The organism is Comamonas testosteroni, assembly GCF_014076415.1.
GTDB lineage: Bacteria > Pseudomonadota > Gammaproteobacteria > Burkholderiales > Burkholderiaceae_C > Comamonas > Comamonas testosteroni_F.
In genome coordinates, this window is record NZ_CP043568.1 from 3,694,570 (window position 1) to 3,715,943 (window position 21,374).

17 protein-coding genes are annotated in these 21,374 nt (G+C 59.9%); 6 read left to right on the plus strand and 11 right to left on the minus strand.

Annotated elements, in window-relative coordinates:
• Nucleotides 1-550 precede the first annotated feature (550 nt).
• Nucleotides 551-1,603, plus strand: a complete 1,053-nt coding sequence (locus F0P97_RS17040; RefSeq protein WP_232537970.1) for a Bug family tripartite tricarboxylate transporter substrate binding protein — start codon at nucleotides 551-553, stop codon at nucleotides 1,601-1,603.
• A 78-nt stretch (nucleotides 1,604-1,681) separates the two neighbouring features.
• Here F0P97_RS17040 and F0P97_RS17045 read toward each other — a convergent pair whose 3' ends face one another.
• Nucleotides 1,682-2,704: an AraC family transcriptional regulator gene (locus F0P97_RS17045; protein ID WP_182283238.1), complete on the minus strand. Its 1,023-nt coding sequence runs from the start codon at nucleotides 2,702-2,704 to the stop codon at nucleotides 1,682-1,684.
• Nucleotides 2,705-2,814: 110 nt separating this feature from the next.
• Between F0P97_RS17045 and F0P97_RS17050 the strand changes: the two genes are divergently transcribed.
• The 4 genes from F0P97_RS17050 to F0P97_RS17065 all read left to right on the plus strand — a co-directional run bounded on the left by F0P97_RS17050 (nucleotide 2,815) and on the right by F0P97_RS17065 (nucleotide 6,831).
• Nucleotides 2,815-3,726, plus strand: a complete 912-nt coding sequence (locus tag F0P97_RS17050; protein ID WP_182283239.1) for a TauD/TfdA dioxygenase family protein — start codon at nucleotides 2,815-2,817, stop codon at nucleotides 3,724-3,726.
• 15 nt (nucleotides 3,727-3,741) lie between these two features.
• Nucleotides 3,742-4,344 carry an RBBP9/YdeN family alpha/beta hydrolase gene (locus tag F0P97_RS17055; protein ID WP_182283240.1) on the plus strand — a complete coding sequence of 201 codons (603 nt, stop codon included), beginning with the start codon at nucleotides 3,742-3,744 and terminating at the stop codon, nucleotides 4,342-4,344.
• A 99-nt stretch (nucleotides 4,345-4,443) separates the two neighbouring features.
• On the plus strand, nucleotides 4,444-5,481 hold the full coding sequence (locus tag F0P97_RS17060) for a Bug family tripartite tricarboxylate transporter substrate binding protein (RefSeq protein WP_182283241.1): 1,038 nt from the start codon (nucleotides 4,444-4,446) through the stop codon (nucleotides 5,479-5,481).
• Between the two features lie 237 nt (nucleotides 5,482-5,718).
• Nucleotides 5,719-6,831, plus strand: a complete 1,113-nt coding sequence (locus tag F0P97_RS17065) for a porin (protein ID WP_232537971.1) — start codon at nucleotides 5,719-5,721, stop codon at nucleotides 6,829-6,831.
• Between the two features lie 122 nt (nucleotides 6,832-6,953).
• Here F0P97_RS17065 and F0P97_RS17070 read toward each other — a convergent pair whose 3' ends face one another.
• The 3 genes from F0P97_RS17070 to F0P97_RS17080 form a co-directional block, all read right to left on the minus strand.
• Nucleotides 6,954-7,307, minus strand: a complete 354-nt coding sequence (locus tag F0P97_RS17070) for a Rieske (2Fe-2S) protein (RefSeq protein ID WP_182283242.1) — start codon at nucleotides 7,305-7,307, stop codon at nucleotides 6,954-6,956.
• Nucleotides 7,276-7,932, minus strand: a complete 657-nt coding sequence (locus F0P97_RS17075; protein ID WP_182283243.1) for a DsbA family protein — start codon at nucleotides 7,930-7,932, stop codon at nucleotides 7,276-7,278. Before F0P97_RS17075 ends, F0P97_RS17070 begins: the two co-directional genes overlap by 32 nt.
• A gap of 91 nt (nucleotides 7,933-8,023) precedes the next feature.
• Nucleotides 8,024-9,004, minus strand: a complete 981-nt coding sequence (locus F0P97_RS17080; RefSeq protein WP_182283244.1) for a quinone oxidoreductase family protein — start codon at nucleotides 9,002-9,004, stop codon at nucleotides 8,024-8,026.
• Between the two features lie 484 nt (nucleotides 9,005-9,488).
• On the opposite strand from F0P97_RS17080, the gene F0P97_RS17085 reads away from it, so the two are divergent.
• Nucleotides 9,489-11,279, plus strand: coding sequence for an acyl-CoA dehydrogenase (locus F0P97_RS17085; protein WP_182283245.1), 1,791 nt, complete (start codon nucleotides 9,489-9,491; stop codon nucleotides 11,277-11,279).
• Between the two features lie 204 nt (nucleotides 11,280-11,483).
• On the opposite strand, the gene F0P97_RS17090 is transcribed toward F0P97_RS17085, so the two are convergent.
• The 7 genes from F0P97_RS17090 to rsfS form a co-directional block, all read right to left on the minus strand.
• Nucleotides 11,484-13,229, minus strand: coding sequence for a restriction endonuclease subunit S (locus F0P97_RS17090; protein WP_182283246.1), 1,746 nt, complete (start codon nucleotides 13,227-13,229; stop codon nucleotides 11,484-11,486).
• A gap of 42 nt (nucleotides 13,230-13,271) precedes the next feature.
• Complete coding sequence (locus tag F0P97_RS17095; protein WP_182283247.1) at nucleotides 13,272-14,762, minus strand: type I restriction-modification system subunit M; 1,491 nt, start codon at nucleotides 14,760-14,762, stop codon at nucleotides 13,272-13,274.
• 80 nt (nucleotides 14,763-14,842) lie between these two features.
• Nucleotides 14,843-17,443 (minus strand): EcoAI/FtnUII family type I restriction enzme subunit R, encoded by a 2,601-nt coding sequence (hsdR, locus tag F0P97_RS17100; RefSeq protein ID WP_182283248.1) that lies wholly within the window; start codon nucleotides 17,441-17,443, stop codon nucleotides 14,843-14,845.
• 250 nt (nucleotides 17,444-17,693) lie between these two features.
• The gene (gene rng / locus F0P97_RS17105) at nucleotides 17,694-19,181 is read right to left on the minus strand and encodes a ribonuclease G (RefSeq protein ID WP_182283249.1); all 1,488 of its coding nucleotides are present in this window, start codon (nucleotides 19,179-19,181) and stop codon (nucleotides 17,694-17,696) included.
• A 140-nt stretch (nucleotides 19,182-19,321) separates the two neighbouring features.
• Entirely contained in the window at nucleotides 19,322-19,936 is a 615-nt protein-coding gene (locus tag F0P97_RS17110; RefSeq protein WP_182283250.1) for a Maf family protein, read from the minus strand.
• Nucleotides 19,937-20,046: 110 nt separating this feature from the next.
• A complete protein-coding gene (gene rlmH, locus F0P97_RS17115; protein ID WP_003075623.1) occupies nucleotides 20,047-20,514 on the minus strand; it encodes a 23S rRNA (pseudouridine(1915)-N(3))-methyltransferase RlmH in 468 nt (155 codons plus the stop codon).
• On the minus strand, nucleotides 20,515-21,192 hold the full coding sequence (gene rsfS, locus F0P97_RS17120) for a ribosome silencing factor (RefSeq protein ID WP_182283251.1): 678 nt from the start codon (nucleotides 21,190-21,192) through the stop codon (nucleotides 20,515-20,517).
• Nucleotides 21,193-21,374: the final 182 nt, after the last annotated feature.

Sequence of the window (21,374 nt, forward strand, 5' to 3'; positions counted from 1 at the left end):
GTGTCTGGACAAACTGCATCAGCCGATTTCAGGCCATTGCCGATGCGTGATGCCAGTATCAAATGCCGTGTGAGATGCCACTTTGCATTTCAAGACACGCGCTTTCTCAAACGCGACAACACCGGCAAACCATGCCTGAAGGTGATTGGGGCAGGCAACAGAGAGACGACAGCGGTTCATGCACTGCAAAAGCCCAGACAAGTGCTGCGCAGCATCGGCAACCTGCTATCTCCCCCTCCTCGCAGCTCCGATTGCAAGGCGCCCATACCGCGCCTCAAGCACGCTCGAAGCCATGCAGGCTGCAGCCCAGCATCGGGTAAGTGCGGAGTACTGCAGTCATCAAATGCGAAGTCGCAGGCATGAAACGCCAAGTCACCGAACTTGCGGGCCTCCATCATGAATTGGTGCATTCCTACACCCCAAGCACAAGAGCGCAGGGACATGCCGGCAGCTTCAGCGGATCAACTATTTGTTGGGTCTGCCCCCCTGCGAGACAGAGATCGGCGTCATGCCGAATGTCTGCCCCCATGAAAAACGACAGGAGACCTCAATGACAAGCGCTGTGAATCTCGCAGACCCCGCCACACCATCACGCAAGCACCCCATGCGCAGCGTGGTTCAAAACCTGCGTTCCTGCGCCACCGTTCTATGCGCCGGCATGATGGCCATCACGGCGGCACAGGCCCAGACCCCAACACCTGTCTGGCCTACCAAACCCATTCGCCTCATCGTTCCAGCGCCTCCAGGTGGCATCACCGATGGTGTGGCGCGCCTGGTGGCCGATCATCTGCAGACCAATCTGGGCCAGCCCGTGGTCGTCGACAACAAACCCGGCGGATCGGCCGTGATTGCCGAGCGCGCCGTGATGAACGCACCTGCCGACTGGCACACGCTGATGATTGCGCCCTCCAGCATCTGGACCGACTTTCCACTCACCGTGAAGACGCCGTTTGACGTGCGCAAGACATTCACCTATGTCTCGGATGTTGCCTCCATGGTGCATATGCTGGTGGCCAACAACAGCTTCCCCCCCAACAGGATTCAGGAGGTGCTGGACTATGCAAAAAAGAGCTCCGGCACTATCAATGTCGCCAACCTGAGCCCCGGCACCCGTTCCGACATGCTGGGTGAGCTGCTGAGCGAGAAAAGCGGCGGCAAGATCACCGCCGTACCCTACAAAGGCTCGGCCCCTGCCATCGTCGACCTGATCGGCAATCAGGTACAGCTGACCTTTGAAGTGGTGACCAATGCAGCCCCGCTGGTCAAGGCCGGCAAGGTCAAGGCCCTGGGCGTAGTCTCGCCCAACCGCTCGCGCCTGCTACCCGATGTACCCAGCTTTGCCGAGCAGAACATGCCCGACTTCGTGCTGCCCGATGCCAGTGTGGGACTGTTCGTGCTCAGCAGCACGCCCCCGGCCCTGATCCAGAAGGTGCGCCAAGAAATGGACAAGGTGACTCAATCCGCCAGGTTTCAGGCGCAGCTCAAAACCCAGGGCTTTGACGCACCCCAGCCCAGCACGATGACGGAGCTGCAACAGAAAATGCTGAACACGGTGGAGCAGAACCGCAAAATTCTGAGCAAGCTCAGAATCGCCGGCACCTGAAGGACGCTGGCGTAGCCGCCCTCTCCCTGGGGGCGGTACTTTGGTAGTGTGTTTGGCGGGCCCCTGCGGCCCGCTTTTTTATGCGCCGCCTGTGCCTTCCGTCTGCCCCTTGGCACGGCTGTCCTTGGCACTGCAGCCAAACTGGCTCAGATACCAGCGTGAAAAACTGCTGGGAGCGGTAAAGCCCAGCAGCTCTGCCACTTCGGTCAGAGAGCGGTTGGTCTCGAACACATAACGCACGGCCAGCTCCTTGCGGATATCGTTCATCAGCGAGGAAAAGCTCTGGCCCTTTTCCATCAGCCGGCGCTGAATGGTGCGTGGCACCACACCCAGGTGCTCGCTGACTTTCTCAATGCTGCAGCGACCACTGGGCAACAGCAGCAAGATGGTGCGGCGCACATCGTCCAGCACTGCTTCCTCGCTGATGGGAGCCACGGACTCCAGCAGCTTCTGGGCGTAGCGCACCATGGCGGGGTCGGCAAACTCGTTGCGCGTATCGAGATCGGCCTTGGCGCAAACAATGCAGTTGAACTCTTGATTGAACTCCACGCGCGGGCCGAACATCAGGTGATGCATGCTCAGGTCCTTGGGCGCCGCGTGCTCGAAACACACCATGCGAGGCTGCCAGTCGCGACCTATCAGCTGCCGAATGGCGCGCACCATCACGCCCAGCGCCAGCTCCACGCGCTGACGCGTAGGCTCATGGGCACGGCCGGCCAGCAACAGCTCACGGATCAGCACCGTGTCGGCCTGCTCGTCCAGCTCCAGCGTCATGGCGCCGTTGAGCAGGGCCAGATGACGCACCAGCAGATTCAACGAATCGCGCAGCGTGGCCTGATCGCGAATCAGCAGGCCCACCGGCCCCATATTCGACAGCAGGCGCGAGCGCGCCATGCACAGACCGAAGCTTTCATTGCCCGACTGCGTGGCCGAGGCCTGCAGCAAACGCCCCACCTTGTCCACCGGAATCATCAGATCCGGCTCGTCGAGCACACCAGGGCTCAGGCCGGCATCGAGCAGCATGCGCGCGCCATTCAGCCCCGAAGCCTGGGCGACTTCGGCGTAATTGGTCAGGCAGGCTGCGCGAACGAGAGAGGCCATGGGGTTTCACTAACTTGGCACTAATTGCAAAGCACCAGTCATGTAATGACAAGCGCCGATCGAGGGGAGTTTTCACACTGGCGACATTGATTCTATAAGGAGACTTCCCCATGAAAAACGAGGTTGGCGCAGCACCCGCCCTTATCCGCTCCAGCTCTTTGACCCGCTCGCTGGAAGTCAATCCTCTGACCTGCTCCATCGGTGCGGAGCTGTCCAATGTTCACCTGGGAGCAGCCGCCGAGGACGAAGGCCTGATGGCCGAAATCCGCCAGGCACTGCTCAAGCACCGCGTGATCTTTTTCCGCGACCAGGACATCACACGCGCCGAGCATGTGGCGTTTGCGCGCAGATTTGGCGAGCTGGAAGACCACCCGGTGGTGGGAAGCCACCCCGAGTACCCTGGCCTGGTGCAGATCTACAAGACTCCCGACAATCCTCTGGACCGCAACGAGAACTCCTGGCACACCGATGCCACCTGGCGCGAGCAGCCCCCCATGGGTTGCGTGCTGCGCTGCGTTGAATGCCCGCCCGTGGGCGGCGACACCATGTGGGTGAACATGGTGATGGCCTATGAGAACCTGCCAGCCGACATCAAGGTCAAGATCGAGCATCTGCGTGCCCGCCACAGCATCGAAGCGAGCTTTGGTGCCGTCATGCCTATCGAAAAACGCCTGGCACTCAAGGCCCAATACCCCGACGCCGAGCACCCCGTGGTCCGCATCCACCCCGAAACCGGCGAGAAGATTCTGTTCGTCAACAGCAGCTTCACCACCCATTTCACCAACTACAACACACCTGCCAATGTGCGCTTCGGCCTGGACAAATCGCCCGGCTCCTCGCAACTGCTCAATTACCTGACCAGCCAGGCCATGATTCCCGAGTACCAGGTGCGCTTCAAATGGAGCAAAAACAGCGTGGCCTTCTGGGACAACCGCTCCACCCAGCACTACGCCGTGATGGACTACCAGCCCTGCCACCGCAAGATGGAACGCACCGCCATCATCGGCGGCCCCACGGACTGAGCCAGGAGACAGAAGATGACCTTGAAGCACACGATTCTCATCATCCCCGGCCTGCGCGACCATGTGGAAGAGCACTGGCAGACGCTGCTGGCCAAGGAGCTGACTGCGCAGTCCGTCCCCTGCGTCACCGTGCCACCGCTGGAGCAGGACAAGCTCAGTTGCCAGGCCCGCCTGGACGCGATCGACCGCGCACTGGACGGTATCGACGGCCCCGTCATCATCGTGGCACACAGCGCCGGATGCATGATGGTCGCGCACTGGGCGCTGCGCCGGGCCCGCCCCATTCTCGGAGCCTTGCTTGCAGCCCCAGCCGATGTGGAAACCCAGATGCCTGCCGGCTACCCCACCAAGGATGTGCTGGCAGCGCACGGCTGGACGCCCATCCCGCGTCAGCGCCTGCCATTTCCCACACTGCTGGCAGCCAGCAGCAATGACCCGCTGACCCAGTTGGAGCGCGCGCGTGGCTTTGCGCGCGACTGGGGCAGCGAGCTGGTGGAGCTGGGCCCCCAGGGCCACCTGAACCCGGCCTCGGGCCACGGCCCCTGGCTGCAGGCAAAACAGCTGCTCGAGGATTTGCAGGCTCGGATCGAAGCCCGACAGCCCGAGCCAACGGCCTGAGCCGCCTGAAGACCATCACGATGAATGCGCAGCCACCCACAAGATATAAAAGGTGCGCGCAGATGGGGAGCCAGATCTCCCCATTGAAGGAGACAAGCAATGAAGGCAACGACACCCGCCTCACGCAATTCAGTGGACACCGCAGGTTCTCGCGCACTGCGCCGGAAACTAGGCCTGGCCGTCATGGCCGTGGCCGCCAGCCTGGCCTTGCCCGCACAGGCCGAGCAGAACGTGGACTGGCCGACCAAGCCCATACGCCTGATCGTCACCGGGCCTGCCGGCGGCACGGCCGACACCCTGGCCCGTCTGCTGGCAGAGGGCATGCAGCAAGAGCTCAAACAGCCCGTGATCGTGGAATCCAAGGCCGGTGCCTCGGGGGCCATCGGCATCCAGGACCTCAAGTCGCATGGAAAGAGCGGCTATACCTTCCTCGTGATCCAGGACGGAGCGCTGAGCGAGGCGCCCCTGGCCCAGAAAGTCAGTTTCGACCCGTTCAAGGACCTGACGCCGCTGGCCCAGCTCACACGCACCGGACTGGTCATGGTCGCCAACAAGGATCTGCCGTTCCAGACCCTGCCCGAATTCGTCAGCTACGCCAGACAGCAACGCGACGGCGTGGACTTTGCCTCCTACGCCACGGGCCTGAAGGGTCACACCTCGGGCATGCTGCTGGGGCAGTTGGCCAAGATCAATATGCGCCATGTGGGCTACAAGGGTTCGCCCCCTGCGCTGGTCGACCTCATGGGGGGTCATATCCCGGTGATGTTCGATGGCGTCACTACTTCGCTGTCCCTGATTCGCAGCGGCAAGATCAAGGCACTGGCCGCCGTCTACCCGACCCGCCTGCAGGCCCTGCCCGACGTGCCGACGTTCACGGAGCTGGGCTATTCCCAGCTGTCCAAACCCGGCTGGTTCGCCCTGTGGTCCCACCCTCAAACCCCGGCCGTCATCCAGCAGAAGCTGCAGGATGTGGCGCTGGCACATTTCCGCAAGGAGTCCGTGCTCAGACAGCTCGCCACGGTGGGCATGGAGCCCGGCCAGCCCCTTACCACGGCAGAAATGACGGCCGACCTCAAAGAGGCCAGCCGCAAGCAGGCAGCCCTGCTCAAGTCCATAGGCTACAAGCCCGGAAACTGAGGCCCGGGCCCTTGAGCAGTTGCTCTCAAGCGGCTCCATTACTTATCTGATTCAAGACCTCTGTCCGGTGCCCCCCTTGGCACCGTGGGCAGTTGCACCCGGCTCAAGTCCTTTTGCGGGATTAGCGCTGGAGGCTTGCCTGCGCCCTCAACCCATCCCCAGGCCCGACCTTTCCATGCTGTGTTTTTCGTCGGTTTGCCATCAGGCATCTTTTTTCAACGGTTCAAGGAGACATGAATGACTACAAAAAAAATGGCTTTCAATGCACTGAGCGCTATCGCATGCACGCTGGCGCCGCTGGCGGCCTCGGCACAATCGTCCGTGCAGGTCTATGGCGTGGTGGATATGGCCGTATCCAATTACCGCGGCGCAGGTGCGGGCTCGCGCCAGATGCTGACCTCCAGCGGCAATCAGGCCAGTCGCCTGGGCTTCAAGGGTCGCGAAGACCTCGGCAGCGGCCTGGCCGCCGGCTTTGATCTGGAAGCAGGACTCAACACCGACAACGGAACCGGCCAGGCCTCCAACACCAACAACCAGCCTTCGGGAGCAGGCAGCAGCAACGGCCTGAGCTTCAACCGCAAGGCCCTGGTCTATCTGCAGAGCAAGCAATGGGGCGAAGTGCGCCTGGGCCGCGACTATGTACCCGCCTTCTGGAACATGTTCAACTACGACCCTTTCCGCCTGGGCGTGGGCATGAGCCTGCATGTGCTGCACGGCACCACGGTGACGGGCTTTCGGGCATCGAACAGCATTGGCTACCTCTCGCCCGGCTGCTCCAGCTCCAGCTGCAAGGGCCTGTTCTATCAGTTGATGACGGCATTCGGCGAAAACGATGCCGACCCCAACCGTCAGGACGGCCGCGTCTATGGTGCACGCCTGGGCTATGGAGGCGATAACTGGGATGCCGCCGTCGCCATCACGACCACCAAGAACCGCGCCGCAGACGATTACAGGCAGATCAATGCCGCCGCCTCCTACCTCTGGGAAGGCCACCGCCTCATGGTTCTGGCTGCCGATCACCGCACCGGCAACCGCCTCGCAGGCCTGGACAATGCCGACCATGTCCGCTACTGGCAGCTGGGTGCCATCTGGAAGGTCGGCAACGGCAACATTCCCATGAGCTTCATGCGCCTGACCCGCAATGACAACAGCGGCAGCAGCTCCAACAAGTACGCCGTGGGCTATGTGCACAACCTCTCCAAGCGCACCGCACTCTACGGCACCTATGCCTATGTAGACAACCGCGGCAGCATCAACCTGCCGGTAGCCACGGGCGCACTGCAAGGCCCGATTCCAGTCGCAGGCGGCAATGCTTCGGGCTTTGACATCGGCATTCGCCACACGTTCTGAGCCCCATCCATGGCAACCGGCGCCTGCCGGTTGCTGCCAGAGGACATCAATCCTGAAACCATGGAAAAAGGCCCGCAGAGAAAATCCGCAGGCCTTTTCATCGCACATCAGCGCTCGATGGCTTATCGGCAGTTGTCAGGCGGCTTGAGCCAGAGCAGTCCCTGTCTGACAAGAACTTCGTAGAGAGGGATCGTCATCTGCGGCGATGCCGTGCACTTGCCGCTGCGGATATCGAACTTGAGTCCATGCGCGGGGCAGCTCAGCACATGCGCATCGCAATTGCCGCCGGCCATGGAGGCACCCGCATGCGGGCAGCTGTTCTCCAAGGCATAGAACTCGCCTTCGACATTCAGCAGCAAGATGCTCTGGCCACCAGGCGTGAAGACCAGCTTTCGCCCGCCCGGCGGCAAATCCCGCACGGCGCCGGCGGCCAGCAATGCGGAATCAGGCGAAGATGCTGTCGGCAACACGGGCATGCTCCATGGCGCGCAGCAGCTCTGCGGGCGCCACAGCGCCCGTCACCTGCAGGCGCTGGTTGAACACCATATGCGGTACGCCGCCGGTATGGCCGGCCTCGCTTTGGTAGCGCAGCGCATCAAAGCGGGAAGGATTCCAGTCCAGTGCTGCCGAGTGCGCCAGCTGCTGCAGCACCATGACCGAGCCTATATCGCGGCCCTGCACAAAGTAGGCGGCAAAGATGGACTCCACAAAGCGGATCATGGATTCGCCGTCGAGCAGAGTCTGGGCGTAGTTGACCAACGCACAGACCAGGCGCGTGCTGGGGAAGGTCTCAATCAGCGCATGATTGATCTGCAGGCCCGCCGCGTGGGCCGCCGAGCGCACCTGGGCACGGCGAACCTCCACGGCCCTGGGACCGCCCAGTCTCGCTTCGTAGAAGGCCTGGTAAGGCACTCCATGCTCCGGGATCTGGGGCAGCAGAGCATCTGCATGCCAATGGATGGTCAGCGGCTGATCAGGGTATCTGGTCAGCAACATTTCGCGGGCGGCCAGCAGATTGCGCAGACCGATCCAGCACCAGGGGCAGATCAGGTCCAGCGAAAAGTCGACCTGCAATGTCGTTGCAGCAGAGCTTTGAGTCATGGCATTTATTTCTTTGGGCAATCACCGGGGTTGATGCAAAAAGGGCTGAATGGCTCAGCCCTTCTCATATCGCCCTGCTGCCTTCGGTATCTCAGAGCGTGAAGATGGCCGATCCCACAATCTTGCGGGCTTCCAGGTCGCGGTGAGCCTGCACGGCGTCTTCCAGCACATAGCGCTTGCTGATGTCCACCTTGATGCGGCCTTCGGCCACATGGGCGAACAGCTCGTTGGCCAGTTCTGCACGCTCCAGAGGGTCGGCGATGTAATGCGCCGATGCAGGACGCGTCAGGAAGAGCGAGCCTTTGCCGGCCAGAATCTGCGGGTTGAATGGCGCAATGGAGCCCGAGGCCGTACCCAGACAGACCATCAGCCCGCGCACCTTCAGGCTGTTGAGCGAACCCTCGAAAGTGTCCTTGCCCACGCTGTCGAAGACGGCATTCACACCCACACCGTCCGTCAGTTCACGCACGCGCTTGGCCACGTCTTCATGGCTGTAGTTGATGGTGTGAACGCAGCCGTTGGCCTTGGCCACTTCGGCCTTGGCATCGCTGGAGACTGTGCCGATCACGTTCAGGCCTTCCAGCCTTGCCCACTGCGACACCAGCAGGCCCACACCACCGGCCGCAGCATGCAGCAAAATGGTGTCGCCCTTCTTGAAGTCCCAGATGCGACGCATAAGGTAAGCCGCCGTCAGCCCACGCATGGTGATCGCTGCTGCAGTTTCAAAGCTGATGTTGTCAGGCAGACGGATCAGGGGGGCAGCAGAAATCAGGCGCTCCGTGGCGTAAGCGCCGATGGTGTTCAGTGCGCCGGTATAGGTCACGCGGTCGCCGACCTTGAAATCCGTCACGCCGTCGCCCACGGCCGTGATCGTGCCGCAAGCCTCGCTGCCCACACCCGCGGGCAAAGGAGCGGGATACAGGCCTGAGCGGAAATAGGTATCGGCAAAGTTCAAGGCCACAGCGCCTTGCTTGAGACGGACCTGGCCCGGACCGGGTTGGCCGACTTCAATTTCTTCCTGTCGCAACACCTCGGGGCCGCCAACTTCGTGATAGCGGATTACTTTAGCCATACAAACTCCCAGTCAGATACCAATCAAAAGGTGATACGGCACACGGCCTCACCTCGAACAGAAGCAATACGAATCAATGACTTAAGCCATATCCCCGGTATTCCTCCATTCAGACTGGGTTGAATTTAAGGGAATTCGTCTCCAGGACATTTCCCGGGAACGCCGCTCTCTTGTCTTTACGCGACACCACGGGTAAATACCAGGCGCAAAAAGTTAACTTCAAAGTTTCTCTTTGATTGAAAGCTTGCCGCAAGCGTTGGCCACCATATTGCGCGTCTGCGACTGCGACAAGCCCGTCTCAGCCTCTAGAATCATTCCGTTTACGTAAACGTCAAACCAATGCGAGGGCCTGGCATTCTTGTCAGGCACCGGACATGAAGTCGAGGGAAGCCCCTGCCGTCGGTGGCAGGCAACATCCCCAACAATCCAAGGCACAACCCAGGTCTGGCAGCCAGCCGGGCCAGTATTCAAGGAAACAGAGACGATGACCTACAAAGCGCCCATCAAAGACATGCTGTTCGACATGGAGCACCTGGCCCAGATCGAGCAGGTCGCCCAGATTCCCGGCTTTGAAGATGCAGGGCTGGAAACCGCGCAGGCCGTTCTCGAAGAATGCGCCAAGCTTTGCGAAGGCGTGGTCGCCCCCCTGAATGTTCCCGGCGACCTCAACCCCTCTTCCTTCAAGGATGGTGTGGTCACGACGACTCCCGGCTTCGCCGATGCCTTCAGGCAGTACGCCGAAGGCGGCTGGCAGGGTCTGCAGCATCCTGCCGACTTTGGCGGCCAGGGCCTGCCCAAGACCATTGGCGCGGCCTGCATCGAGATGCTCAACAGCGCCAACCTGAGCTTTGCGCTGTGCCCGCTGCTGACCGACGGCGCCATTGAGGCGCTGCTGACTGCGGGCAGCGACGCGCTCAAGTCCACCTACCTGGAAAAGCTGGTCACCGGCGAGTGGACCGGCACCATGAACCTGACCGAGCCCCAGGCCGGCTCCGACCTGGCCCTGGTGCGCACCAGGGCCGAACCCCAGGGCGACGGTTCTTACAAGGTCTTCGGCACCAAGATCTTCATCACCTATGGCGAGCACGATATGGCGGACAACATCGTCCACCTGGTGCTGGCCCGCGTGGCCGGCGCCCCCGAAGGCGTCAAGGGGATCAGCCTGTTTGTCGTGCCCAAGTTCCTCGTGAACCAGGACGGCTCCCTGGGCAAGCGCAACGATGTGCACTGCGTCAGCATCGAGCACAAGATGGGCATCAAGGCCTCGCCCACGGCCGTGCTGCAATTTGGCGACAACGGGGGAGCCATCGGCTACCTCGTGGGCGAGGAGAACCGCGGTCTCGAATACATGTTCATCATGATGAACGCCGCGCGCTATGCCGTGGGCCTGCAGGGCCTGGCCGTGGCCGAGCGGGCCTACCAGCACGCCGTGGCCTACGCCAAGGAGCGCGTGCAAAGCCGCCCCGTCGACGGCTCGGTCAAGGCCAGCGCCACCATCATCCACCACCCCGATGTGCGCCGCATGCTGATGACCATGCGTGCCAGCAACGAGGGCTGCCGCGCCATGGCCACCACGGCTGCTGCCGCCTACGATGCCGCCCACCACCACCCGGATGCCGAAGTGCGCCAGGCCAACCAGAGCTTCTATGAATTCATGGTGCCCCTGGTCAAGGGCTACAGCACCGAGATGAGCCTGGAGGTCACCAGCCTGGGCGTGCAGGTGCATGGCGGCATGGGCTTCATCGAGGAGACCGGCGCCGCCCAGTACTACCGCGACGCCAAGATCCTGACCATCTATGAAGGCACGACCGCCATCCAGGCCAATGACCTGGTCGGCCGCAAGACCGCACGTGATGGCGGCCAGACCGCCAAGGCCATTGCCGCCCAGATCGAGAAGACCGAGGCAGCCCTCATCGCCAGCGGAACCGATACGGCCAAGGCCGTTGCCAGGAATCTGGCCCAGGCCCGCCAGGCCTTTGTGCAGGTGGTGGACTTCATCGTGGCCAAGGCCAAGGCCGACCCCAATGCGGCCTATGCCGGCAGCGTCCCCTATCTGATGCTCACCGGCAATCTGGTCGCCGGCTGGCAGCTGGGCCGCTCGGTGCTGGCCGCGCAGGACCTGCTGACCAAGGGCCAGGACACGGCCTTCATGCAGGCCAAGCTGGCCACGGCACAGTTCTACGCCGAACATATCCTGACCCGCGTGCCCGGCCAGGCCGATGCCGTGATCAACGGCGCCGCCAGCGTGATGGCATTGCCCATGGATCTGTTCTGATCAAGCCCCTGACGGCGGGGCGGCAACGCCCTGCCCCATCATGAAATGCATGGAAATAGCGGCTGGCGCTTATGGATAAAGCGCTAGCCGCTATTTTTTTGAATCTCTACAACGCACCTGCCAGGACTTGTGCAAACAAGATTGCAGCAACGACCTGCTCCTGAGGCAGTCATCCTGCCTGAACCCGTTTTGTGTAAGTCGTGACTATGCTGCAGCCTGCTCTACCCATGCCTGCGCCAGCTGGGTTTGGGTGCGGCGCGCCTGGGTGAGCTTGTCGCGCAACCGCTGGCACAGGGCGCGTAGCTCGGTGACACGGGCGACGATGCGGGATTGTTCGGCGAGGGGGGGAATAGGAATCCGTATTGACTCAAGGATTTCTAAATTGATATTTTTCTGAGCTGTTGCAGGTGCGTAAGCACTAATTTCTGCTTTTGCCGTTTCCATAAATGCCAAGTAATAATTATTCGTCTCTTTCTCTGAAAATGGGATAAAACCAACAACACTATCCGGAAAACAAGCATCAAACCCAAGTATTGCTGCATCTGCAATATTGGCAGCGATTGTTATGCACAAAGTCCCTTTAGGCCAAAGACGACTTTGCGCTAGGCCGAAATCACTGTATTTTGAGTGAACCTCATTAATAATTCTTTTTGCTCTAGCCACCTCACCCGTTTGAATCAGTGGATATATTGGAGGATCAAAAAGCTGTGGGTCATTTCTTGGACGATGCTTTGACTTACCACGACCAAACTCACCAAGCTCAGGAAAGCTTGCCCATACCCAACCATTAGGCAAAGGGAATGGCTTTACCGATTTATCGTTCAAGCTAGTTTTTTTATCTTTCTTGATTTTCCCCTCGGTAATCAAGCGATCCTTCTCAGCCCGAATCTTCTTCAATAGTTCACTCGCAGGCTCATCGCTCGCATCCTGTTCCACCAGCAAGCCGCGCACCGCGAGTTGAAGAATGGTTTGCTCCAGCGCGTCCACGGCTTCGGGGCGGTCGATGAGCAGGTCAAAGTGCTGCGCCAGCCGCTGCCAGTGGCGCGCCAGCTCATGGGCATTGGTGGTTTGGGTAAGGCTATCCAGCAAGGCTTGCAATAGTTGCTGGTGCTGGGTGTGTTCCAGCCGGCCTTTTTCCTCCAGCGCATCGCACAGGCGCATCAGTTCTTCGACACGAGCGACGATGCGGGATTGTTCGGCTAGAGGGGGAAGTGGAAAAGCCAATGGCCTTAATTTCGCCAGTGAGATATTTGCAATATTTGTTGTTTGAGATGCGCTATCAATCAATATTGATCGTGCATAAGAGGTTCGCAGCACATTCATTACATATACCGGAGCCAAGAAATATGGCCTCAATACAGATAAAAAACCGCCAAAAGTTGCCAAGCCAGTTGGAATTCCTCGTACTAATGCAACTTTCCCAACAAGCTCCCTACTATTTGCCATTGACATGACAATATCTGCGTCTTTAAGCTCTTGTTCTTCACGAGATATAAAATCGTTTGATACATAAAGCATGTCATGCCATTCAACTTCTTGTTGAATGTTCGCAGTTCTTAGGCAAGCTATTCTTCCTTCTGCAGGCTCTCTTGTTTTTTCATTCGCTGGAAATGTTATTCCGCGAATGACATCAATTACTTCGCCCAGCGGTGTCCACTCCCACCCCACCGGCATTTCAAACGGCTTTTCCTGTTCTGTAATTGCCGCCAGCGGCTTGTCCCTTTTAATCTTGCCTATTGCAATCAGCCGGTCTTTTTCCGCCCGAATTTTCTTCAGCAACTCACTCGCAGGTTCATCATTCGCATCCTGCGGCACCAGCTTGCCTTGTACGGCCAGCGTCAAAATCAGCTCGCGCAGGCGGGCCACGCCGCCGGGGGCCTGGGCCGTGGTGGCAAATAGTTGATCAAAGTTTGGTAGCAGCTTGCGCTGGTCATTACTGGTATTCAGCATGGATTAACCTTGAAATCCTTATCTATCAAGCGCTAGCAGCTATTAATTCTTAGATCCGACAGTAGCCACACTACCACCCAAAGACTGAGCCAGCATGGCTTTCAACTGGCTGCGCAGTGCCTGCGCATCGGCTTGCAACTGGGTGTATTGCGCCAGCAGTTCGTCCGGGTCATGGCTGACTTGCTCGCCCACATGGGGGTTTTTCTGGTCCAGGTTCCAGTTGGCGGCGCGCAGGGTGTCGATGCTCACCGTCCATGCTTGCTCACTGCCTTCGCGGCTGGCGTAGCCGTCTGCGGCGCTGCCCCACCAGGCTTTTTCTGCATCAAACTCCTTGATGTTGATGGGCTTGGTTTTGTTGTAGTTTTTCACGCCCACAGGGTATGGGTGCTCGTAGTACCAGACGTCTTGCGTAGGCTGGCCCTTGGCGAAGAACAGGATATTGGTCTTGATGCCGGTGTAGGGATTGAACACGCCATTGGGCAGGCGCACGATGGTGTGCAAGTTGCACTCGGTGAGCAGCTTTTCCTTGATGCGGCTTTTGCTGCCTTCGCCAAACAAAAAGCCGTCGGGCAGCACCACGGCGGCACGACCACCGTCCTTGAGCAGCTTCATGATGAGAATCATGAACAGGTCGGCCGTTTCGCGGCTGCGCAGGTCGGCAGGAAAGCCGTCTTCAATGCCGGGCTCTTCCGTTCCGCCAAAGGGCGGGTTGGTGAGGATGACGTCCACCTGGTCGGCCCGGCCGTAGTCGCGCAGCGGGCGGCTCAAGGTGTTGTCATTCCTGATCTGGCTGGGCACTTCAATGCCGTGCAGCATGAGGTTGGTCACACACAGGCTGTGGGGCAGCGGCTTTTTCTCCACGCCGCGCACGGCGGTTTGCAGCAGGGTCTGCTGCTCGGGTGTCTGGGCTTGCTGGCGCAAATGCTCGATGGCGCAGACCAGAAAGCCGCCGGTGCCAGTGGCGGGGTCCATGACGGTTTCGCCCAGCTGGGGGTTGACGATATCGGTCATGAACTGGGTGACGGCGCGGGGCGTGTAGAACTCGCCCGCATTGCCTGCGGCCTGCAGGTCTTTGAGCAGCTTTTCGTACAGGTCGTTGAACTGGTGGCGCTCGGCCTGGCGGTTGAAGTCGATGACGGCCAGCTTGTTGATGACCTGGCGCAGCAGGTGGCCGCTTTTCATGTAGTTGTAGGTGTCATCGAACACGCTGCGCAGCACATAGGCGCGCGGGTTTTGTTCGATGCTGCCGGGCAGATTGGCGAGCGTGGGGATGAGCTGGTTGTCCACAAAGTCCAGCAAGGCTTCGCCCGTCATGCCTTCTTCGTCAGCCGCCCAGTTGCGCCAGCGCAGTGCTTCGGGGATAGGGCTTTGGTAGTTGTCTCGGGTCAACTCCAGCTCTTCTTCCAGGGCATCAAACACCTTCAAGAACAGCAGCCAGGTCAATTGGGACAGCCGCTGGGCATCTCCATCCACCCCGCTGTCCTGGCGCATGGTGTCTTGGATGGATTTGATGATGGATGACAGATTGGACATGCTGCGAACTCTGGATATCTGAATAAAAAATGCTGCCCACGCCTTTCAGAAAAGCGTGGGCAGCTATACATTTTGCAGGCTTATGGATGGCCTGGCTGATAGATGGCTTGGCCCAGATGGGCGATGGCAGTCTGGTAATTGAGCTTGGAGCCGCCAAAGCTCTTGATCAACTCCACTGGCGAGCCCATCTGGCTCAAGGGCTGGACCTTGAGCACATCGGTATTTTCAATGGCAGCAATGCCCTCGTCTGCGTACTTGTCGATCAAGGCGTCCAGCACCTTGCGGGCGGTTTCACCGTACCTGGCGTAGATGCCATCGTCGTGCAGCTTCTTCCTGGCCCGCTTGGCCCGTTCACTGCGGGTGAGTATGGGCTGGTCATAGGCAACGTGCAGCAGCACGTCGAACGGGTCAGCCCCTTGCAGGCTGCTGCCGTCGCCCTTTTCCAGTGCCAACTCTTCGGCCAGCACATCGAGCAGCACGCCATGGTGCTGCAACTCCTCGATCAAGGCCTGCTTGCGGTCGGCGCTGCTCCAGGCCTGCATGAAGGCGTCCAGCGATTCGTATTTTTTGGCCAGGTTGATGCGGGTGAAGTCGCGCAGGCTTTCTGTGACCAGCTTGCCGTTGGCATCCAGGTATTGCACGCGCTCGCGGGCAATGGCCACGGTGACGCGGCTGCCTATCTGGTATTTGCGGGGCTTGTCCGCGCCGCCTGCCGCGCCAGCGCTACCACCAGCCCCATCGCCATAGATGCCTGCCGGGTCCTTGGTGTTGCCGGCCGGCACGGAGCTGCCGTCACCCTGGCCATCGCCATCCGCGTCTGGCAACCAGTTGTCGCCGTCGGTCACGGTGCTTTCATCATCCGTGGGCGGTGGTGGTGGTGGCACCACATCGTCATCACCCGTAGGCTGGTAGATCTGCACGGGCTCACCGTCAAAGTCCTTGTCTGCAAACAGCTCCGTGGCACGCTTGAAATCCAAAATCGTGAAGAACTGCTTGCCATGCTCTTCGTTCAACCGCGTGCCACGCCCAATGATTTGCTTGAACAGCGTCATGGACTTGATGTTCTGATCCAGAACCACGAGCTTGCAGGTCTGGGCATCCACACCAGTGCTCATCAGCTTGCTGGTGACGGCAATCACAGGGTCTGGGCTGTCAGGGTCGATGAAGTTGTCCAGCTCGCGCTTGCCTACCTCGTTGTCGCCAGTGATCTGCATCACGTATTTGTGGCGGGTCGCGCAGATGTCTTTGTTGGCCTGCGCCAGCGCGGCCGTCATGCGCTGGGCGTGGTCCACGTCTTCGCAGAAGACAATGGTTTTGGCGTTGCGGTCTGTGCCCTTGAGGTATTCGGTAATTTTGCCCGCCACCACGCGGTCGCGCAGGCCCAGCACCAGGTTGCGGTTCATGTCAGCCGCGTTGTAGATACGGTCTTCAATGGGGTGTCCGTTGTCGTCCAGCATGCCCTTGGGGGGCCGCCAGCCGAAGGTGTCACGATCCAGATCGACGCGCACAACTTTGTACGGGGCCAGGAAGCCGTCTTCAATGCCTTCCTTGAGGGTGTAGGTGTAGACGGGCTCGCCAAAGTAGTGGATGTTGGAGGCATCTTCGGTTTCTTTGGGCGTAGCCGTCAGCCCGACCTGCGTAGCACTGCTGAAGTAGTCCAGAATCTCGCGCCATGCCGAATCTTCATTGGCGCTGCCACGGTGGCATTCGTCAATGATGATGAGGTCAAAAAAGTCCGCACTGAACTGTTTGTACACATCATCCGTACCGCTCTTGCCGGTAACGGCCTGGTACAGGCCCAGATACACCTCATAGGCTTTGTTGACTTGCTTGCCACCTGTGCTTTTCTTGCCTTTGGTGACTGCCAGCTCCAGCTCATCCACTGTGGTGACTCCATTGGCATCCACACGCTCAATGCCCTTGGCGTTGGGACTGAGCTTGGCCATGCCGCCCTTGAAGGGCTTGAAGTCGCCCACCATGGTCTGGTCCACCAGGATGTTTCGGTCGGCGAGGAACAACACCCGCTTTTTTGCCCCGCTTTTGAGCAGGCGCCAGATGATCTGGAAGGCGGTATAAGTTTTGCCGGTGCCAGTGGCCATGACAAGCAATACACGGTCTTGCCCTGCAGCTACCGCCTCTAGTGTGCGGTTGATGGCGTGCAACTGGTAATAGCGCGGTACACGGCCGTTGTCGCCTTGGTGGTAGGCGAAGCCATTCACACGGGTCTGTTCAGCTGACCAGCCTTTCCATTGCTGAAATAGCGCCCAAAGCCGCGCAGGCGATGGGAATTCGTCCATTCGGAGGTCGGTCAACAACTGCCCGTTGAAAAGCAAGCTGGCATCCCTGAATACAAAACCGTCGCCGTTGCTGGCAAAGGCAAAAGGCACTCCCATGCGCTCGGCATATTCAGCGGCTTGTTGCATGCCCGCGCCGACGGTATGGCAGTTATCTTTGGCCTCAATAACAGCCAAAGGCTGACCATACTGATGGCATAGCAAGTAATCTGCACGCAAAACTGACTGCAGATTACGCTGGGCCTTCTGCCCTCTGACCACAATACGCCCTGGAGCAATGGTGTACTCACGGTAGATCTGGTCCAACTCGCTCCAACCAGCATTCAGCACAGCCGGGCTGATGAATTTCGCACAAATGTCGGCTTCGCTAAGCTGCTTCTTGTCCATGCCATCCTCATTGCTTTTCACCGGGATTATGACGCGGATGTACAGGCCTTCAGTCAGGCCTCGTGGTCATTTGGATTCGCAGGAATTTCCATTTAATCCGTAGGCGTCGCCTAACTTCCCACACTCCTGCTATTTGGTAATGGCAAATGCAAGTAAATCAGTTTGGAGAAGTTGGGCAACAAATTCCTTTGAGCATTGTCTGAATTTGGAAAATGATTTCCAAATCAAATGACACTGAATGCATGCTCACTCAAAGCAGAACAATGTCATATTGCTCCTGCGCCATCGCAGTCTCGGCCTGCAGGGAGATCGGCTTGCCGATGAAGTCGGAAAGGCTGGCCAGATGCTGGCTTTCCTCGTCGAGGAACATCTCCACCACCTTGGGGGATGCCACGACGCGGAACTCATGCGGATTGAACTGGCGCGCTTCGCGCAGGATTTCACGCAGGACCTCGTAGCAGATGCTGCGCGCGGTCTTGACGTTGCCCTTGCCGGAGCAGGCCGCACAGGGCTCGCACAGCATATGGGCCAGCGACTCGCGCGTACGCTTGCGCGTCATCTCCACCAGGCCCAGCTGCGAGAAGCCGCCAGCCATGGTCTTGACGCGGTCGCGCGCCAGCTGGCGGCGGAATTCGGAGAGCACCTCGCCCTGATGCTCCTCGCGCACCATGTCGATAAAGTCCACGATGACGATGCCGCCCAGATTGCGCAGCCGCAACTGCCGCGCAATGGCGTGCGCTGCTTCCAGGTTGGTCTTGAAGATGGTGTCGTCAAAATTGCGCGCACCGACATAGCCGCCCGTGTTCACATCGATGGTGGTCAGGGCCTCGGTCTGATCGACGATCAGATAGCCACCCGACTTCAGATCCACACGCCGCCCCAGTGCACGCGCGATTTCCTCGTCGATGTTGTAGAGGTCGAAAATCGGCCGCTCGCCCTTGTACAGCGCCAGCTTGGGTACTGCCGCCGGCATGTATTCCTGGCCAAAGCTCTTGAGCAGCGCAAACTGCTCGCGCGAATCGATGCGAATGCTCTGGGTGTTCTCGCCGACCAGGTCCCGCAGCACTCGCTGCAGCAGGTTCAGGTCCTGATGCAGCACCGACATGACGGGCAGCTTCTGCGCCGCATCCTTGATGCGCGCCCAGGTCTTGCGCAGATAACGGATGTCATCGGCCAGCTCGGCATCGCTGGATTCCTCGCCATTGGTGCGCAGAATGAAGCCGCCGCCCCCGCCACCGTCCTTGGTGCCGACCAGCTCCTGCAGACGGGCCCGCAAGGCGTCGCGCTCGTTCTGGGGAATTTTCTGGGAGATGCCGATATGGTCGTCCTGCGGCAGAAACACCAGCAGACGCCCCGCAATGCTGATCTGTGTCGACAGGCGCGCACCCTTGGTACCTATGGGGTCCTTGATGACCTGCACCATGATGGACTGCCCCTCGAACACCTGCTTTTCGATGGGTGTCATCGGCTGGTCCTTGCGCGCAAACATCGGGGCTTCGCCGTTTTCCTGACGCTGCCAGACATCGGCCACATGCAAAAAGGCCGCACGCTCGAGGCCGATATCGATGAAGGCGGACTGCATGCCGGGCAGCACGCGCGAGACCTTGCCCAGATAGATGTTGCCGACGAGCCCCCGCTCCAGCGGGCGCTCCATGTGCAGCTCCTGCACGGCACCATTCTCGACAATCGCCACCCGCGTTTCCTGCGGCGACCAGTTGATCAGAATATCTTGCTGCATTGACTGTCGTTCTTTCTTTATATGTCCTGGCTTTTGCTGCGCCCAGTGTGCGACGCACGCATGGCTGGCGCAAGACAGCTGCCATGCAGAACTTCCCTCGGGGGAAGCCTCAAGAACAGAGTGTCGATTGCGCCAAAGGTTCAGAGCGGCCAGCCCAGCTGGCGCAAAAGCTCGGCAGTTTCGTAAACGGGCAGGCCCATGATGGACGAATAGCTGCCACGGATCTCTGCAATATGTGCGGCCGCCCTGCCCTGTATGCCATAGGCACCGGCCTTGCCCATGGGCTCGCCCGTGAGCACATAGGCATCGATCTGGGCCTCGGTCATGGGCGCAAAGCGCACGGTCGATACCGACAGGGCCTGCAGACGCATGGCACCGCTTTGCAGCGCCACGGCCGTCAGCACCTCATGTTCGGCCCCGGAGAGCAGACGCAGGATGCGTCGCGCATCTTCGGCATCGGCGGGCTTTCCGAGAATCTGCTTGCCCAGTGCCACGGTGGTGTCGGAGCACAGAATGGGCGCTGCCGGCAGACCGCGCCGCGCATGGCGAGCCACGGCTGCATCGAGCTTGCCGGCCGTCACGCGCTGCACATAGTCATGGGGGTCTTCCCCGGCCAGCTCGGCCTCTATGGCCTCGGCATCCTCGGCGATATCACCGGCTGCATTGGGCAGCAGCAATTCATGCGCCACGCCCAGCTGCTCGAGCAGCTGACGACGGCGGGGACTTTGGGATGCAAGATAGAGAAATGGCGCCATGATTTTGATTAAAAATGGCCTCTAGCGCCCATATATAAAGCGCAAAAGGCTATCAAAATCATAGTATCACGCACTGCGCGAAATTGCACGCAGAGTCCGGTCACAAGCGCTTATTCGCGGTGGTAGGGGTGACCGGCATTGACCGACCAGGCGCGGTAGAGCTGCTCGATCAGCAACACGCGCACCATGGCATGCGGCAGGGTCAGGTCGGAGAGACGGATGCGCTCGTGTGCCGAGGCCTTGAACTCGGGGTCCAGCCCGTCGGGGCCTCCGATGACCAGAGCCACATCATCGCTCTCGAGCTGCCAGCCCTTGAGACGCTGGGCCAGCGCCTTGGTGGTCAGATTGGTGCCGCGCTCGTCGAGCACCACGATGCGGGTGCCTCTGGGGATGGCGGCTTCGATACGCTTGCGCTCTGCCGCATACAGGGTCTCCAGCGTCTTGGAGCCGCGCGGCTCGGTCTTGACGGCCTTGAGTTCGACCTTGAGTTCGGGCGGAAAGCGCTTGGCGTAATCGTCGTAGGCCGTCTGCGCCCAGTCGGGCACATGCAGGCCTACAGCCACGATGGTCAGCTTCATTTAGGCCTTGGCGCGGGGAGCACGCTTGGCTGCGGGTTTGACCGCAACCGGCTTGGCAGTACGGGGCGTGCTGGGCTTGACGACCACGGTCTTGACCGTCTTGGCGGCGGCGGACTTGGCAGCAGGCTTCTTGGCTACAGGCTTGGCACTGGCAGCCGTCTTGGTGGCGGGCTTCTTGGCCGCAGCCTTCTTGGCGGCAGGCTTTTTCGCGACCACGGTGTTTTCCGCAGCAGCCTTTTCCACCGCCAGCTTGGCAGCCAGCTTCTTGGCGGCCACTTCGGCGGGCTTGGGCTTGGCGGCACCGATCTTCATGCGCACCGGTGTCTCGCCCCAGATTTCTTCCAGGCGGTAGTACTGGCGGATGGCCGGCTGCATGATGTGGCAGACCACCGAGCCGCAGTCCACGATGATCCATTCGCCGTTTTGCTCACCTTCCTGACGGGGCACGGGAAACCCTGCTTCCTTGACGGCTTCGCGCACGCTGGAGGCAAGTGCCTTGGTCTGGCGGTTGGAAGTACCCGAGGCCACGATCACGCGCTCGAACAGCGGGGACAGTGCTTCGGTGTTGAACACCTGGATGTCGTGGGCCTTGACGTCTTCGAGTCCGTCAACAATGGCTCGCTGGAGTTTGGTGACGTCGCGCTTGGCTGCGGAATCCGATTTGGTGGAGGTGGTCATCAGGCGATGGAATCAGTAAATGATGGGATCAATATAGCGTGTGCTGCGCCACACCCGTATCAGGGTTGGGTTAGCGTCTGCGTACAGGCCCCTAAGACCTGCGCTCTTCACGCCTTGAAAAAGGTTGACGCGCCAGTCGATAGCGCGCATCCAGCTATGGAAATTATAGTTTTCTAAAAATT